The following is a 17552-nucleotide window of genomic DNA, read 5'->3' as shown; positions in this document are numbered from 1 at the left end:
GCAATGTGTAGGGGCTGTTAACCACGCATCACCTGAATAGACATTAGGATGCCAAACCATAGACCTATACATGCGCCAAGTGCTCCCCCATAGAAGAGGGCATTCATACCTGGAGAAAAAATGAGTCCATCCCAATCTCTGTCTATGTAGGCTGAAATCGGTATTGCGATGACTAATGCAAGAACCCAACCAACAATGGGGCTAAACAATTGTGTAGTAATAATGGAAACTCTTTTCCTTAAAGGAATCAGTTGACCTTCTCTTATTCTCAGCCGAATCAAAAGAAAAATGATTGAGAGATTGATTAGCGCTCCGATTGACAATAAAGCAATAGTACCACCTAGACTATTTAATCCTGGAAACCATTGCAACAAAAGCAACAGAACTGCTCCTGGCAAAGTTATGCCAAGTAAGAACGCACTCAGGAAAAACAAGCCAGCCTGTTGAAATAAAAGCATGACGACAATCGTCAGCACTACCAAGCTAACATAGGTGCAGAGTATGGTTGCTGTTATCTTCTGAAGTCTATGCATAGTCGGTTCAATGTCTTGGAGATGAGTGTACTCTAAATCTGATAGCAGAGTCTAGACTGTATGATCGATAACCTAGAGTAGTGGAGCGAGCATCTCAGTGATTTGGTGAAGTAGCACTTTTAGTAACGAAACCCACATTATTCAGGTTTGGAGTGCCGTATGAAAGTCAAACTTAGAGAGATCTTATTTGCTTCTCCAACGTCTTCTAACTCTCGATTTGTTTTACTAAGCTCTTTACGATCTAAAGAAGAACCGTTTTAGGGAAGGCTAACAGTTCGCCTCATACCAACTTGATTCGGCATCACCCACTGTTAGCAGCAGTCCCTTGAGCAAGGGGAAAATAGCAGTTTGACTGCTTAGCCCGGAATAAAAGACTTAAAATACATTCCCAGCAAGGGTTTCAACTGAGGCGATCGCAATTCAGCTCAAAGTCGATTCGGTCTTTTGAGCAATGATATAAACATGATTCTCAGGATATTGATCGTATTCAAGGTGAAGACACGTACACTGATGCTCAGCCAGAATCTTTAGGAAGGCATTTACGCCCAGCGTGCTGTACTCAAAGTCCTGACCTTCAAAGCTTCCAGAAACTTCACTTTGTCGATATCCGCCTCCACAGGTGAACATCAGCACGCCATCCGGTTCAAGAGCATCGCATAGCTTTTGTGTAACAGGTTTTTGCATCTCTAACGGCAGATGAAATGTGCTATCCCAAGCAACAATCAAGCTGTAGAGTTTGGGAGGATTCCAACAGCAGATGTCTGCTCGATAGAAGGTGATGCCTGGATGCAGTTGTTTAGCTAAATCAATCATTTCCTCAGAAATATCAAGCCCTTCCACCTGAAATCCATGTTCTTTTAGGACTTGGATAAAACGCCCACTGCTGCCACATCCTATATCGATCGCTAATTGCTTGTTGGGAATAAATTTGATAGCCCGCTCCAACTGTGCAATCCCATAAGACGAGCTTTGATGCTGAATCTGCCACCAAAAGGCAATACGATCGTATCGAGTGGCGGTATCCTCTGGATGCATGTTGATTCTCAACTAACGACTCTCTAAATTCTATTGCTCACACTTCAAACTAAGCCTAGTTGTAACTAACAATTCCAGCAGGCTAGCGATCGCACTCACCAGGAGCAGATAGACTTGGCAGCTCAGCCAATATTTGGGATGCTTCAGTGAAGCACGCTTGTTAGGCAGAGTTTGTAGCCACTGGAGTGTCTAAAACAAAACCAAGACTAACCAGTTCAGGAGCTGCTTTCTGAAATGCTTCTAAAATCATGCTGTTGTCTCTGCTCTTGACCAACCGTTTTATGTGATTCACTAGCTCGTTGTTATTTTTGTTAGCCATGAGTCCAAACAAACTAGCTGCTTGAGGCAAAAGCCCCTTATTGTTATACAATCTCAGCGCATCAGAGTAGTTCTGACTAAGTACAATATCATCCACCAAGCTAGCAACCTCACTATATAAAGACGGAACATCGATTCCATTGGCGACATCACTTAAGGCTTTGGTAAGTGCTTCCTGACCAGAGGCTTTGGCGTTAAACGTAGCAAAATTCGCTTCGATACGGGCTGCAACAATTGATGAAATAAGACGGTCTCTTTCTTCACTCATTCGGTTAAATACTAACTGTTGAACTTTTTTAAGTAGACTATCTACTTCTTTGTCTGTTCTTCTAAGATCTTGTGCTACGCAACTTAGGACATCTTGCGAAAGAAGCAAGTTCTCAATTTCTGAGGTATTAAGGCAAAATATATTCCTCTGCTTTAAGTATTCAACTTGCTCATCCGTTCTAAAGTCTCTATCAATTATGCCTTTGCACTCAAGGTTATGAAGGTTGCTAAGCTGGGAGAATGAACAGGTTGAACGAATTACTTGTTCATGTCCACCGCATGGAGTCACAGTAAAATTCTTGAAAAAGTGCGAAAACAAGAAATAATCTAAGCTGCTTCGATCACCCTCAACAAATAAAATAGGCTTTCTACTTCCAAGAATTTCTAGAAGAAGACGCTCTGGAATATCTTCATCTTCAATTATTAAATGCCAATCCCACTGATTATCCTCATAGCTCTTGAGCCAAATTTTAGTAGCACCTAAGCGCGATACAGCAAAATCTAAATCATGAGTCAAGTACACAAAAAGACAATCTTCCCTTTCTGCTTCGATCGCATCCCAGAGACGGTTTTGTAAAGCTCTATGAATATGAATTTCTGGCTCGTCAATCACTATTATTCCATTTTGTTTAGCTGCAAGGCATTGTCCAATTAAGTAAAAGATGACCCTTTCACCATCACTCATTTCAGATGCGTGGTACGGATTTCTCTCCCCATATCTGGAATTTGCTTCAATTTTTCCAGCACCAATAGTAAGCTCACGATGTGGTAAAGTAAGTTCCCAGATGCGCTTAATTATGTCAAGGTGCGTCTCTGGAGGCTTCCCTGAAACTCCTTGAGTCTTAACCTGCTGACGATATTTTGTACTCTCTTCAAATTCTTTTGTGAACAAATAGGTAAGCAGTTGCTCAAAATCATTTTGGAGATGAGTATTTGGTTTAGATTGCCATCTATGACCAGGCTTATAGGCTTCTAACTGCTCTAAAGACATGCCGGGTTGATAATAGCCGTACAAAAGAGTATTTGCAGCCATATCAATAGAGGATGTAGTAGTGGAAGCTGGTATTAGAAGGGATTTTTGCGCTCCAACCCTATGTACTAAAGATTTTTGTGGCGAACTTAAATCAATCCACGATCCAAGACGCGTCTTCCCTGTACCGTTAGCTCCAACAATGACAACACTCGATTGAGTTTCTACTATTCCACTTGAAGCCTGTGGGCTGGAGGATGAGGGTGGTAGAGTAAGACTCCGCTTCTTGGACGTTACATCTAATTGCATACGTTTATTCAGCTAGGCTTCTGCTAATTTAAGCATCAAAAACAACAGATCATAGAGATCACGTAAGTATTAATTTACTGTAGCGTATTTTCTCTGCCTGATATGCAACTCGAAGGGTCACTAACGATATCAAGGTTTCCGCCTAATTCTGGTTTTTAGAACATTAGATTGACTGATGTTTCGCATGATAGCAATTGGCAGCAAATTAGACGAACGATTTAAGTATTTCTTCTCGAAGAAGCAGGCCTTCGTTTGCCTAGGATACAATCTTTGAGCGTTTCACTCCTGCAAAAAGTCATTCGAGCGGCGGAAGTTTTCCGAGTTCAGCGATCGTAATCGCAAAAAGCATCGCTAGCTGATTGAAGATCAAATTTATACCCCAGCTATTGCTACTACTATGAGCTTGATGTAGAACTTACTAGGATAGATAATGCGACCTTGTATCCCATCAGCAGAAAACGTTCACAGCATTTGTTAAGTAACAATTGCTTGTCGAAAAAGTGGTTCTACTTAAGCTTAAAGGAATTGAGTTTCAGGCACGCTATGCATATGAGCGCCTTGGAACTTGAATAGATAGCTTGAATGCCCTACCCTTGCCGATCGAAAAAGTCAGCCAACTGAATTGGTTTCGATGAGATCAAAATCTTCTTTCGCAGAATGAAAAGCTGACTAGATTGCAGTTCTATTTTTCTGAACAGTGATATTACAAAATCGGCACACATCCTGCTAACTTTAATAAAGACCACTTTTCCGATGTGAAAAGCGGAAATTTAAACCCTTTAATTTCCATACCATGAGTCACCCTGACGGCATCGCACCGCACGGCGGAGAATTAATTAACCGCATTGTTACTGGCGCTCAGCGCGAAGAATTCCTCTCAAAAGCTGAATTCCTGCCTCGTGTTCAATTAGACGAACGAGCAGTCTCTGATCTACAACTGATCGCGATCGGTGGATTTAGCCCTTTGACCGGATTTATGGGCAAAGCCGATTACGATCGTGTGGTCGAAGAAATGCACCTTGCCAATGGGTTACCCTGGTCGATTCCAGTCACACTTTCGGTGACTGAAGAAGTTGCTGCACCGCTACAAGAAGGCAGCTTAGTGCGCTTAGATGACTCGACTGGACGCTATATCGGCGTATTGCAGTTGAGCGAAAAATACACCTATGACAAAGCGCGCGAAGCCGTAAAGGTTTACCGCACCGATGAAGAAAAGCATCCTGGAGTTGCCGTCGTTTATGCTCAGGGCAATGTCAATTTGGCAGGCGAAGTCTGGTTATTAGAGCGTGATCCGCACCCGTTATTTCCGTCCTATCAGATTGATCCAGCCGTGTCACGGGCTGCATTCCGAGAAAAAGGATGGAAAACAGTAGTTGGATTCCAAACTCGCAATCCAATTCACCGAGCGCATGAATACATCATCAAGTGCGCCTTGGAAACAGTAGATGGATTGTTCTTGCATCCATTGGTCGGTGCAACGAAAGAAGATGACATCTCTGCAGACATTCGGATGCGCTGCTACGAAATCATGTTGGAGCATTACTTCCCCAACGATCGAGTCATTCTCGCCATCAATCCCGCAGCCATGCGCTATGCCGGACCTCGCGAAGCCATTTTCCACGCGCTCGTTCGGAAAAACTATGGCTGTACCCATTTTATTGTGGGACGAGATCATGCAGGGGTCGGCGACTACTACGGTACATACGACGCTCAATACATCTTTGATGAGTTTGAGCCAGATGCATTGGGCATTCAGCCTCTGAAATTTGAACATGCGTTTTACTGCACTCGGACGCAAGGGATGGCAACGACTAAGACTAGCCCGAGCTTGCCAGAAGAACGCATTCACTTGTCGGGAACGAAAGTGAGAGAAATGCTGCGTCGGGGTGAGTTACCGCCGCCTGAATTCTCACGTCCTGAAGTTGCAGCAGAATTAGCGAAGGCAATGAAGGTCTAATCACATATTCATCATCAAGAAAGAGACGTTGCGATCGCAACGTCTCTTTTTTTAGCAAGACATTCTGCCTCGGGTAGAAGCAGAATTTGCGAATGATTGCGTTCTACACTACGCTCTGTTCTAGCTTGATCGCTCTCTGTGCTCTTGGTAAGTAGTTAAACTTCAACCAATCGGCTAACCGCAGCGACATACCAACAATCATCAGCGTCGGATTAGCATAGCCCGCCGTTGGGAAAACAGAGCTACCTGCAATGAACAGTCCTTCTACGCCATGAACTTGGCAATTAGAATCGACCACGCCTTGAGTGGGATCATCTGACATGCGCGTTGTGCCCGTCGGATGAGCGCGATCGCTAAAGTTCGACTCCCATCCTTCTTTTTGATCCAACCAAGCCGACAGAGTTGGCTTCGGTAGACCTAAGCGATCGAATTCATCACAAATTAAATGCGCTAAGCGTCGAACCGATTGCCGCTCTTGCTCGCTAATTTTCCAGTTCAGTTTGGAAATCGGCATACCTAAGCGATCGACTTTATCCGACAACATCACGCGGCTATCGGGATCAGGACGCTGCTCAACATGACAGAACAATTCCACTTTTTCTGCCTTGTTAATCGTGGGGCGATGCTTCATGTAGCGGCGATACAACCCATGTCCAATCTCAGGGGAACGAGTCAGGACGTTCAAAGCCGTTTGGTAAGACTTGAGCGAAATTTTTCCTTCTTTCAAGCGGGTCTTCAAGTCTTTTAACGTGTTCCAAGCATCATCTTCAGAGGCTACCGTTTCAAGATAGGCTGCACAGTTGAGTAACTGCTCTTTCTCTTGCAATTTGTGGCTTAAGGCAATGCCATGCAGATACACATGCCGTCCTTTCGCATCATCTAGCCAGTAATGCCCAAAGCGATTGCGCACCTCCTGTGCCGAGTCTGGGTCAAAACTGCCCAACACACAGCCTGGATGATCCATTAAGAAGCGCCCAACGAGATCGTTTTGATTACCAACGCCATGCGGCACAATCCGATTCGATGCCAACATGAGCCGGGCATTTTCGACTCCACCACAGGCAAGCACGATCGCTCGAGCTTTCACACAGGCTTTTTTGCCTTCTAGTGTCGAAACTTCAACCGATTCCAGTTTCGTTCCAGCTTGATTCGTATTGAGATGCGTGACATTCGCGTGCAGAATCAACTGGATATTAGGCGCGCCCTCCGGCATAAAGTCTTGTCCAAATCGCATTGGTTCATGGCGGTTTGTCACGTGTTTGCTAAACTGCCAGAACACAGGCTGCACCTTTGATGTATTCAGCGAAGCAGGGCGATTGACTCTAAATCTTTCCCAAAGCCGCTCATCATAACAGTGAGGACCAATCCCCAGATTCTCGCCGCCTCGGACTAAATAAGGATCGAGGCTACGACGAGAGATTGACCAACCTGAGTAAGGAACCCACGATCGTTCCTTAAAATCTAATTCATCAAACGGTGCCACCCGACCTGTCCAAATATGAGACGATCCGCCCAAAATTCGAGAGCGGATTACATCTTGATTGAGTTGGCGCGGCGCACCAATATTTTCAATTTCATACAGCGCTTGCGTTTCAGGTTCTTCTGACTTGCCCCCGCTTTCTAAAATCACAACTTTAACATTCGTTCCTACAAACTCTTTCGCGATTGAGAGTCCTGCTGGACCACTTCCCACAATACATAGATCAGTTTCGATAACCAGATTATCTTTCAAAGCTCTGAGGTCACTGACGTTCACACTAACTACTCCGTTGCCAAATCGAATCCTTTCAATCACACTCACTCCGATAGAGCAAAGCTTTCTTCACAACGATGTTGCGAAAATTACTTCAATGCACCTAAAGATAAAGTGAGTAGCACTATTCATTCCGTATAGAAAAGACGAAGATGAACATCTCGGGAAATGCCCATCAATCCGACTGTTCCTTTTTGTTCTTTAAAGCACAAGTTTGCTCTCAAGATCGGCGCGGAAGAACACGTAGAATATACGCTAGGGGACAAGTTGATTCTGTAAACTCCGATCAACTTTGCAGAAAATCTATGTAAAAACCCGGGATCATTAGGTTTGCACCAAAGAATGTTTAATTTGTGTAAAGTTAGCTTGTGCTGATCATTGAAATTACTACTGTGAAAGGTTTTTATCAGATTTTTCGGTGATCAAACTCCGGAGTTTTACGGTTGTTGAATTCCTCATAATTGGTAAGGCAGTGTCAAGATTCTCCGGATTTCGGGTGTCGAATGTGATTTTGAGGAGCAAGACCCTTTAAACTCATTGCAGGTCTCGATCGAGATATTGCATTCAATCCATAGACTGAGACGTGAAAAAGCTGCTTCTGTTTGCTGAAACCTGTTTCGTCATCTTCGGCTTAACCTTCTTTACAGGCGGTCTTGCCTTGGGAGGCAGTGAGGATGGAACCACATCTGGTCCTGTTCCAGTGATTGTGATGACCGCCATACGGTACTTCATCTGGTTAGTGAGTACCTTACTAGTGATGCTCAATGCCAAGCGCGCCATCATCACAGTGAAGCGAGATTGGATATTGTGGCTCTTTATCGGACTCGTTCTTTTTTCTTTTGCCTGGTCAGACTTTCCCCAATGGACGCTCCTCGCCAATCGAGAAGTGCTCCAAATGACTACCTTTGGGCTGTACATCGCTACTCGGTTTTCACTGACTCAGCAGGTGAAACTTTACGCGATGACATTTGCGATCGGAGGACTAGCAAGTGCTGCGCTTGCCTTGGGCGTACCCTCGATTGGAAAACATCTTGTCGATCACCCTGGGGCGTGGAAAGGGATTTACGACTACAAAAACACCTTTGGCAGCATGATGGTGATCGCAATGGTGTCGTTCTTCGCGCTGCCGATTGAACATCCGCGCGATCGCTGGCTCAAATGGATTGGGATTGCTGGAGCAACTGCACTGATTCTGCTCTCGACCTCCAGAACGGCTTTGCTTTTGGGTGTCGCGATGTTAGCCATGATGACATTTTATCGAAACTTCCGATGGCAAGGGAGAAAATCGATCGTGCTTGGAAGTTTGGGAGTTTTAGTCTTAGGTTCGACTGTGGTTGGGATCTTATCGAATTGGACTGAGTTGCTCAAAGCATTTGGAAGAGATCCAACGTTGACGGGACGAACCTACATTTGGTCAGTTGCGCTTGATCGCTTGTGGGATCGCCCTTGGTTCGGCTTTGGTCGCAGTGCGTTCTGGTCGCCTGAAAGCCCGTATCCAAAGGCGATTGGTTATTATCTATCCCAGAGCTTTAATGCACCTCACGCTCACAATGGGTTTATTGAAGTCGCTCTAGATGTTGGTTTGGTTGGATTAGCGCTGTTTTTAATCTGCTATGTGATTGGGTTTGTGATGGCTCTGATGAAAGCGTATGGGTCTAAGCATCCAGAGCATCTTTGGGCTTTGGGCTTTTTGACCTTTCTAGCGCTAAATAATGTCACCGAGAGCTACATGTTGCGGTTGGCAAATATCTACTGGGTTTTGTTTGTTGCTACCATTCTGACGGTGAAGCAGAAAGTGCCAGCGTTTGAGGATGAACGTGAACGAGTTCCAGAAGTTTCACAGTTGCGACAGTTCTCTGAGTCTCAGACTTGAGGACGGATCGCCTCTCTTGCAACAGCGCGGCTCCATCCATGGATAGAGCCGCGCTGTTTTGATCTAACGTTCAATTCGATGATTTTAGTCTGTTCCAAAGCGCGATCGCAGTTCACACTTTGCTTAAATCGCAGGCTCTTTATACTCGATCAACTTAGCTTGTTGACCACGTAGCTTAGTTGACCAATAGTTAAACTGTCCAATCGATTCAGGAAATTTTCCTAACACACAAAATCCTGCATACGATCGCGCATCAGATGCCGAATCTCCCCGACTCAGACGATAGCGATAGATTTTCCAGCACAGCAACGGATAGCCCAAAAACGCGAGCAAGCTTAGCCCTGACGTAAAATACGCTAGCCCAATTGCAACTAGCGGCAGTCCCATGACCCAGCCCCAGTGCTTGCGATTTTCGCGCACCATATACCGTTCAGGTGGCGCGCCATGTAAATCTGTCCACGCTGCCATTGCCCAACCGCCACGAACTGAACGCTTCCACCACTGCCGAAATTCCAGCATAGCGGCATCATGTCGCGTCATTTCGGCATCGATTCGCTGAATCTTCCAGCCCAATTTCCGCAAGCGCACACACATCTCAGGCTCTTCACCTGCGATCAGGGTTTCGTTATATCCGCCCACAGCTTGGATCGCTTCGACCCGTATCAAAGCATCGCCTCCACAGGCTTCTGCTTCTCCCACAGGCGTATTCCACTCCATGTCAGCTAAACGGTTATAGACAGATCGCTCTGGAAATCGCTCTCGCCGTCGTCCACACACGATCGCGAATGTTGCGTCACTCGCGAATGCCGCGATCGCAGTCTCGATCCATCCTTCAACGAGTTCGCAATCGCCATCAATGAATTGCACATATTTGAGATCTGGAACCTGGGCGACCAGATGCCGGAATCCAGCATTTCGCCCCCGCGCCATCGTAAACGGAATCGATAAATCCAAATTGACAACCTGAACTCCAAGCGACTCCGCAAATGCAACGCTGCCATCGGTTGATCCTGAATCCACATAGACGATCAATGTTCCGGTTGGCATTTGGGCGACCAAGGATTTCAGACATCGCACCAGTCGATCTCCTTCATTTCTGCCGATCGCGACTACCCCAATTTTTTCCAACATGATCTTAAGTCGCTCAACTTTGTCCAAGTTAATGATTACAAGCCCTGCACAGTCACGAGTAACAATCTATAACTTTTAGGATTTGATAGATTGCTGCTCTATCTATAAATCGCCCCATCCATCAATCGTTGCGGTATGTAATTAGGATGACAGTAAATTATCTTCAAAAAAATTATATTTGCATTTACAGTAATCGTGATTAGAACCTTTTAACCATGAACAGATGAATCAATCTTATCGGTAGACCTAGATCACATTCGCAGCGTTTCAGTGCTATTCCATGGCGTGGTTCAATATTTTCATCGCTCCTTCACAATTCCATGACTTCCAGCAAAGAATGAAAAAGAGTAAGCTCAAAGAATTGTGAAAATATGCTCCGTTCTTATACTGAGACTAATTTCCTATCCGTAAGTTGCACTCTGAAGTCTTATGAAAAATGATATGACTAAAATTGCATATCTGGTGAATCAGTATCCGAAAGTCAGTCACAGTTTCATTCGGCGTGAGATTCACGGAGTCGAAGCTAGCGGTATTTCGGTCGGTCGGTATGCCATCCGCTCCTGTCATGCAGAACTCGTAGATGACGAAGATCAAAAAGAACTGGCGCTCACCCGCACAGTTTTAGAGAGCGGTGGATTTATATTATTGAAGAGTCTGGCGGCCGCAATCGTCACTCGTCCTCATCAAGTTCTCCAGGCACTTAAGCTCGCTGTAAAATTTGGGCGACGCTCCGATCGCGGAGTCTTACGCCATTTGATTTATTTGGCTGAAGCTTGTGTTCTAAACGACTGGTTTCAAGCAGACGGTATTCATCATATCCATGCCCATTTCGGCACGAATTCAACGACCGTTGCGATGCTGTGCACTGCCCTAGGTGGTCCAACCTACAGCTTCACAATCCACGGACCTGAAGAATTCGACATGATTCAGTCTTTATCGATCGTCGAAAAGGTTCAGCGTTCCTCTTTCGTCGCAACGGTGAGTTCATTTAGCAGAAGCCAGCTTTATCGCTGGTGCGATCAATCGCAATGGGACAAGATTCAAGTTGTGCATTGTGGAGTCGATCGTTCTTTCTTCACAGACGCCACTCCTATTCCTTCAGAACCCAAAATCGTCTGTGTCGGACGACTCTGTGAAGCGAAAGGGCAACTGCTTTTAGTTGAAGCGATTAAGCCGATCGTGGCTGCAGGCATTGCAATTAAGCTAGTGCTTGTAGGAGATGGTCCCTTACGTCCTCAAATTGAAGCTTTGATCGCTGAAGGAAACCTTCAAGATCACGTCGAAATTACGGGGTGGGCAAGTGGCGAAACAGTGCGCGAACACATTCTCGCTTCGCGTGCTTTAGTTCTTCCGAGTTTTGCAGAAGGGCTACCTGTTGCCTTAATGGAAGCACTCGCCTTACACAGACCTGTGATTAGTACCTATATCGCAGGCATTCCTGAATTGGTCATCCCGAATGATTGCGGTTGGCTAGTTCCTGCAGGCTCTATCGCAGAACTCACCGCTGCAATTAAAACTGCGATCGAACTTCCTGCCGAAGTCCTAGCTCAAATGGGGCAAACTGGAGCAGCACGAGTGCTGGAGCAGCACGATGTGGCGATCGAGGCGCAGAAGCTTGCCAATCTCTTTAAAGATATGACTGCAAAGCCTGCTGTAGAAACGGGTTTGACTGAAACCCGTGATCTGATTGTTCCACTTGTGCAATCTTCTCAATAGTTTCCTCTCGATCGTTTCTTCTCAATGACTCACCCTACCCTTAGACAAGAGCCTCAATCCATGAGCAATGCACCCGACTCCCTAACCTTGTGGCAACAAATTGTCGAAGACTGGAATGCCCATGGGCGTGACTGGACAAAACCCGGATTTCGAGCCGTTGCCGTTTACCGTTTCGGGGTTTGGAGAATGCAAATTCAGCCTCTTGCCTTGCGTGCTCCGCTGAGTGTGCTCTACCGTATGCTCTTTCGCAAAGTTCGCAACCATTACGGCATTGAGTTACCTTACAGTGCCAAGCTAGGGCGAAGAGTGGTGATCGAGCATCAAAGTGCGATCGTCATTCATGGAAATTGTGAAATTGGAGATGACTGCATTATTCGCCAAGGCTGTACCTTAGGCAATCGTTATCTGGATCGCGCCTACGAAGCCCCGAAGCTGGGAAATCGGGTAAATGTCGGAGCAGGGGCGAAGATTTTAGGAAAGGTTGTGATTGGAGATGATGCTTGTATTGGAGCCAATGCAGTAGTTCTCAAAGATATTGGAGCTGGAGAAACTGCCATTGGGATTCCTGCCAAAATCCTTAAGCCAAAAGCTGTTCCCGTAGGGACATCTGATGATGTGTTGAACCTAGAAGCAGCGATGGCTGCTCCTGCTGCTCCCATTACTAAATAACCCTACATAAGCATATTAATATATAGCAATATAACCCCCTAACAGGTGATTCAGCCGCGCCTATTAGGGGGCTTTGTTTTGCGAAGCGATCACGTCTTCTCTCTGAAGTCATATAGTCTGCTGGTTCTTATCGATCTCGGTCAGATCTACAAATTTCCACGGGAAGTAGCAACGTCTAAGTAGCCCATCATACTGCCAAGCCTAGAATTCACTACTGCAACCTGAACTGTTGAAAGGAAGCTCGATCGTGTGATTCTAGATCGAGCACTCCCCAAGCGATCCAGCCGAAAAAGCATTGCTATAGCTCCATACTCTCGTTGAAAAAACTCTGCCTATATCCAAGGAGATAGAAAGTTCTCAATCGAATTGAGTTGCTCATGTAGTTGGGTATGCCAGACCATAGCCTAGCCTAGAGTGCGGCAAGTCTTCGTAAAGCATCAATGAAGAAAATCTGGACTTTTAGAGCGAAAAAGACATTGTTCAGTGCATTCACGTAATCTACGATAGAGCGCTCGTAAAATGGGTTCAAATGCCCAGTTCTGACATTGATAAAATTAGCCCTAAAGCATCGCTAAATTATCATAATGCACCAATTCTGCTTACAAGATATTCTGGTATTGCAAGCTAGACTATTCCTTGAGAATAAATGATACATGCCTAAAAAATAGCGTTGATAAGATTCAGGTTTTATTTAAGCTGAAAATTGACGATCTTAGATATATTTCAATATAATTCTGTTTGTTTTATAACAGCGCAACTTGCGCCCACGCTGAAAGACTTCTAGTTGAGAACAACGTAAATCCATTCTTTTGTAAATTGGTAACGCCCTAAAAAACCTAGTCTCAAATCATTAGAGCGATAAAATAGTTCATGTAGTGATGGCGTAAATGCATATCATCTTCGTTGGACTAGAAGTCTATATACGTCTAAATTAGTAAATCAGGTGTTTAGAATCTAAGTCTTGTGATATTTCAAAAGCAGGCCTGTTAATAAATAGACAGGTAGTTTCATGGATTTATGTCAGATTTTATCCAGTAATATGATGAGAAATTATCAAAATCTCTATTGGTGAGATCGCTAAATCTTGAGCCTATTTTGTATCAAATTCATAGAAAAGTTCTGCTAATGAATTTGTTGTTAATCGTTCAATTGATTGAAGTATGTTGTTCCAAATTAGAAGATAGCTTCTCCCTAAACCGCTTAGCTCAATACGATCAGGCGCAGCAAAACTTTTAGAGCGCTTCGTGTGTTGTCTTTGTGTAACAGATGATTAACAACTTCACAGATTCATTAGAAACATGTTCCGTAGTTCCACGGTTCCCTAACCGAATAATCCCTTAATAGTCGCGTGAAGATTCAGTAAAGCGAGTAGACGCACCTTCAGAAAGCCACTTAGATTACATACAGAGCCGCCTCGGAGTTCGATAGGGCAACTGCTCAAAATAACTTCTGAATCAGCTGGGCTTCTTGTGTGTTGTTTTTTCAACTTGATGCGGGTGCAAATCAGCAGATCACCGAAATATGTCTCCCAACTGGGACAGATATTTCGGTGCACAGGCTCTAGCTCTCCATTGGGCAAGCCGTAGTAGAGATCTTTCGGGCAAAGTAATGAGACAGGTTCACCTTCTTAACATTGGAATCCACAACCTCACGATGATTGAGCTACTCGAAAAGCTGCGGCTTGGCGGGACAGTCTTTACACCCAATGTGGATCATCTCATGAAGTTACAGCATGACTATGAATTCTACCGTGCCTATCAAGGGGCGGATTTCAAAGTCTGTGATAGTCGTGTGTTAGTATATGCCTCCTATTTTTTAGGAACCCCGGTGCAAGAAAAAATCTCTGGCTCTGATCTGTTTCCAGCTTTCTACACGTACTATCAAAACGACCCCAGCGTCAAAATTTTCCTTCTTGGGGCGGCTCCTGGCATTGCAGAGGTTGCCCGAACTCGAATTAACGACAAGGTTGGTCGCAACATGGTTGTTGCGGCTCATTCTCCTTCTTTCGGTTTCGAGCGAAACGAAGCAGAGTGCCAAGCCATCATTGACCTGATCAATCGTTCTGGCGCAACCGTGTTAGCGATCGGGGTTGGCGCACCGAAACAGGAACTCTGGCTCACAAACTATAAAGATCAGCTTCCGAATGTCAAAACCTTTCTCGCGATTGGGGCGACGATCGATTTTGAAGCTGGCACAATCCAGCGTTCTCCTCGCTGGATGAGTGATGTAGGACTGGAATGGTTGTTCCGGATTCTGTGTGAACCGAAGCGACTTTGGAAACGGTATCTCGTTCACGACCTGCCGTTCTTCTGGCTGATTCTTCAGCAGCGCTTTCGCAATTATCAAAACCCCTGGGCATCCGAACCGACCACTGCATCGCATAAAAAATCACGATCATTAATGAAAACAATCTAGGGAGACTACGGATGCATTTCAGCATATTTTCTATATCAAATCCTTAATCTCACCTTTTTGAAGGCTAAGTTATGGCATAGTTATGGGAGAAAGGCTGACAAGGTGATCCGAACGCGATACCATCTAGCGAAACTGTACTTAAAAAGCTGCGCTCAAAGTCGTATCGGTTGACTGAACTCAAAGCCGAATATTTTCAGGCTTGCATCTCAACCGAATCCTGTTTGCTTCTCAAATCATTCTCAGCGCCATCAGTTTTCGGCTTCCTATGTTCCCCAGGTTATGAGTCCCTCATTCCTCAATTCCCCTTTATGACAAGCATGAAAATGGAGACCAAGCAATATTCTGAAGACTTCGATCTTCAAAACTATTGGCTTATCCTGAAACGCCGTTGGTTAACTGCTGCTACTGTTCTTGCAGCAACCGTTGGGCTGGTTGGGCTAGCTACTTCGATGCAACGTCCTAGCTTTGAAGCAAACGGGCGACTCTTAGTTCAGTCAAACCGCACGACCTCTTTAACCGGAGTCGGTGAAAAAGTCGGGACACTGGAATCGCTCAAGCGCGAGGGTAACCCGCTTGACACGCAAGCGGTTGTCGTTACGTCGTATCCGATCTTGCAGCGTGTGATCGATACTTTGCAGTTGAAAAACTCCAAGGGTCGTCCGATGGATCCCGAGGAACTCAGCAAGCAGCTCAAGGTTGAGGCAGTGCCAACAACGGACATTCTCAACTTGAAGTACAGCGATAATGACGCAGAGATGGCAGCAAACGTGGTCAACCAGATCATGAAGGCTTACATCGACAATAATCTGAAGACAAACCAAGAAGAAGCAAATAAAGCAGGTCGCTTTATTGAAAGCCAACTGCCGCGAGCGGAAGCAGAGTTGCAAAAAGCCTCTGAAGAGTTACGCCTATTTAGAACTCAAAATCAGATTGTAGATTTAGAACGCGAATCCGCTGCAAATATTAATTCGCTCTCGCTCCTACAAGATCAGCTCAACCAAGCGCGATCGCAGTTAGCAGATGTCGCCCGTCAAGAGCAAGTCGTGCGCGATCAGTTAGGGTTAGAGACAGGGCAAGCAATCGATCTCGCTTCACTCAGCCAGTCGCCTGGAGTTCAAGAAGCCTTGAGCCAATTGCAACAAGTCCAAACTCGTTTGGTCACTGAGCAAGCTCGCTTCAAGAGCACCACTCCGCAAATTCAGACCTTGCAGCAACAAGAGCAAGACTTGAATGCACTACTGCAATCTCGGGTGAGCGAAGCAGTCGGAGCAAGTGTGCAAGTTGCTCCTGGTGCGCTACAAGTCGGCGATATCAAGCGGAAATTAGCAGAGAGCCTAGCCACTCTGCAGTCGCAAAAATTAGGGTTAGAGGGCCGTGTAGGAACGCTTGCTGGATTGCAGTCAAGCTTCCGCAGCCGCATGGCAGCAACCCCAACATTAGTGAAACAGCAAAGCGAATTAGAGCGTAAGCAAGACTTAGCACAGAAGGCTTATGAGAATCTCACAAGCCGCTTGCAAGAAATTCAAGTTGCAAGAAATCAGCAAGTTGGCAACGCCCGTGTGCTACAAAACGCGCTTGTTCCGACACAGCCAACCGGACGGATGCGGTTGATTCTCTTAGCCGCAGGCACAATGATCGGCTTGCTCTTGGGAGTTGCGGCAGCATTCTTTAGAGACATGATGGACAAGTCGCTGAAGACGGTCAAAGAAGCCGAAGCGCAATACGGCTACACAATGTTGGGGTTAGTTCCGAAGTTTGAAACCAGTGATACGCCAACGATCGTTTCGCCGAGTGCCGATGACATTTCGCCACGGGTGATTGCAATGACTTCACCGCGATCGATGATTCATGAAGCTTATCAGATGCTGCAAGCCAATCTGAAGTTTATGAGTCTCGACAAGAAAGTGAAGACGATCGTAATCAGCAGTGCGGTACCCCGTGAAGGTAAGTCTGAAGTAGCAGCGAACTTAGCCGCTACGATGGCACAGTCGGGTCGCAAAGTCTTGCTCGTCGATGCCGATATGCGAAATCCCTCGCAGCATCACTTGTGGGGCATTGTCAACTCGGTTGGGTTGAGTAACGTGGTTGTCGATCAGAGCGAACTGCGCCAAGCAGTCAAGCCGATTACGAACAATCTTTCGATTCTGACTGCGGGTGTCATGCCACCGAATCCCCTGGCAATTTTGGATTCTGAAGCAATGACGACCTTGTTAGAAACGATTGCTAAGGATTATGATTACGTCCTGTTTGATACGCCACCCCTAGCGGGAACTGCAGATGCGGCTGTCCTAGGCAAAATGGCGGATGGCGTCTTGATCACAGTTCGTCCAGGCGTAGCTGATGCTGGCAGCATCTCTGCTGCTAAATCTTTACTCGATCGCTCTGAGCCAAATATTCTAGGCCTAGTTGCGAATGGAGTCAATGTGCGTTATGAGCCGGACAGCTACTTCTACTACACCAGCCCGCGTGAGCAGGTTTCGGAACGGGGAGAAGGTGCTCGTTCAGTCCGTTCGTTACTGACAAAATAGTCTCAGATTCTCTGTAGATGTGAAAGGGTTGCGGCAAATCATCTGACCGTAACCACACCGATCTTCTTGATTTTGTAT

11 protein-coding genes are annotated in these 17552 nt (G+C 45.7%); 6 read left to right on the top strand and 5 right to left on the bottom strand.

All coding sequences use genetic code 11. The annotated features are described in order from the left end of the window. Positions 1-17: 17 nt before the first annotated feature. The 3 genes from ACMUEV_RS12935 to ACMUEV_RS12925 form a co-directional block, all read right to left on the bottom strand. The gene (locus ACMUEV_RS12935) at positions 18-476 is read right to left on the bottom strand and encodes a hypothetical protein (protein WP_348251396.1); all 459 of its coding nucleotides are present in this window, start codon (positions 474-476) and stop codon (positions 18-20) included. A 477-nt stretch (positions 477-953) separates the two neighbouring features. Beyond that, positions 954-1568, bottom strand: coding sequence for a class I SAM-dependent methyltransferase (locus ACMUEV_RS12930; RefSeq protein WP_190651949.1), 615 nt, complete (start codon positions 1566-1568; stop codon positions 954-956). 160 nt (positions 1569-1728) lie between these two features. Beyond that, a complete protein-coding gene (locus tag ACMUEV_RS12925) occupies positions 1729-3432 on the bottom strand; it encodes a DUF4435 domain-containing protein (protein ID WP_190651950.1) in 1704 nt (567 codons plus the stop codon). Between the two features lie 793 nt (positions 3433-4225). Between ACMUEV_RS12925 and sat the strand changes: the two genes are divergently transcribed. Next, positions 4226-5389, top strand: coding sequence for a sulfate adenylyltransferase (sat, locus tag ACMUEV_RS12920; protein ID WP_190651951.1), 1164 nt, complete (start codon positions 4226-4228; stop codon positions 5387-5389). A 103-nt stretch (positions 5390-5492) separates the two neighbouring features. Here the strand turns inward: sat and ACMUEV_RS12915 are convergent, their stop codons facing one another. Beyond that, positions 5493-7145: a GMC family oxidoreductase gene (locus tag ACMUEV_RS12915; RefSeq protein ID WP_347277610.1), complete on the bottom strand. Its 1653-nt coding sequence runs from the start codon at positions 7143-7145 to the stop codon at positions 5493-5495. A 580-nt stretch (positions 7146-7725) separates the two neighbouring features. On the opposite strand from ACMUEV_RS12915, the gene ACMUEV_RS12910 reads away from it, so the two are divergent. Continuing rightward, entirely contained in the window at positions 7726-9015 is a 1290-nt protein-coding gene (locus tag ACMUEV_RS12910; protein WP_190651953.1) for an O-antigen ligase family protein, read from the top strand. A 123-nt stretch (positions 9016-9138) separates the two neighbouring features. On the opposite strand, the gene ACMUEV_RS12905 is transcribed toward ACMUEV_RS12910, so the two are convergent. After that, on the bottom strand, positions 9139-10146 hold the full coding sequence (locus ACMUEV_RS12905; protein ID WP_017288685.1) for a glycosyltransferase: 1008 nt from the start codon (positions 10144-10146) through the stop codon (positions 9139-9141). Positions 10147-10587: 441 nt separating this feature from the next. On the opposite strand from ACMUEV_RS12905, the gene ACMUEV_RS12900 reads away from it, so the two are divergent. The 4 genes from ACMUEV_RS12900 (at position 10588) to ACMUEV_RS12885 (ending at position 17474) form a co-directional block, all read left to right on the top strand. Next, the gene (locus ACMUEV_RS12900; protein ID WP_242044510.1) at positions 10588-11862 is read left to right on the top strand and encodes a glycosyltransferase family 4 protein; all 1275 of its coding nucleotides are present in this window, start codon (positions 10588-10590) and stop codon (positions 11860-11862) included. A 24-nt stretch (positions 11863-11886) separates the two neighbouring features. Beyond that, positions 11887-12531, top strand: coding sequence for a serine O-acetyltransferase (locus ACMUEV_RS12895; protein WP_225885690.1), 645 nt, complete (start codon positions 11887-11889; stop codon positions 12529-12531). 1653 nt (positions 12532-14184) lie between these two features. Continuing rightward, on the top strand, positions 14185-14946 hold the full coding sequence (locus ACMUEV_RS12890) for a WecB/TagA/CpsF family glycosyltransferase (RefSeq protein WP_017288689.1): 762 nt from the start codon (positions 14185-14187) through the stop codon (positions 14944-14946). Between the two features lie 308 nt (positions 14947-15254). Beyond that, the gene (locus tag ACMUEV_RS12885; protein WP_199326392.1) at positions 15255-17474 is read left to right on the top strand and encodes a GumC family protein; all 2220 of its coding nucleotides are present in this window, start codon (positions 15255-15257) and stop codon (positions 17472-17474) included. The last annotated feature ends 78 nt before the right edge of the window (positions 17475-17552 follow it).

The sequence above is a fragment of the Leptolyngbya sp. FACHB-1624 genome (assembly GCF_047649235.1).
GTDB classification, from domain to species: Bacteria; Cyanobacteriota; Cyanobacteriia; order Leptolyngbyales; family Leptolyngbyaceae; genus Leptolyngbya; species Leptolyngbya boryana.
This window is presented reverse-complemented; position numbering and strand designations above follow the sequence as displayed.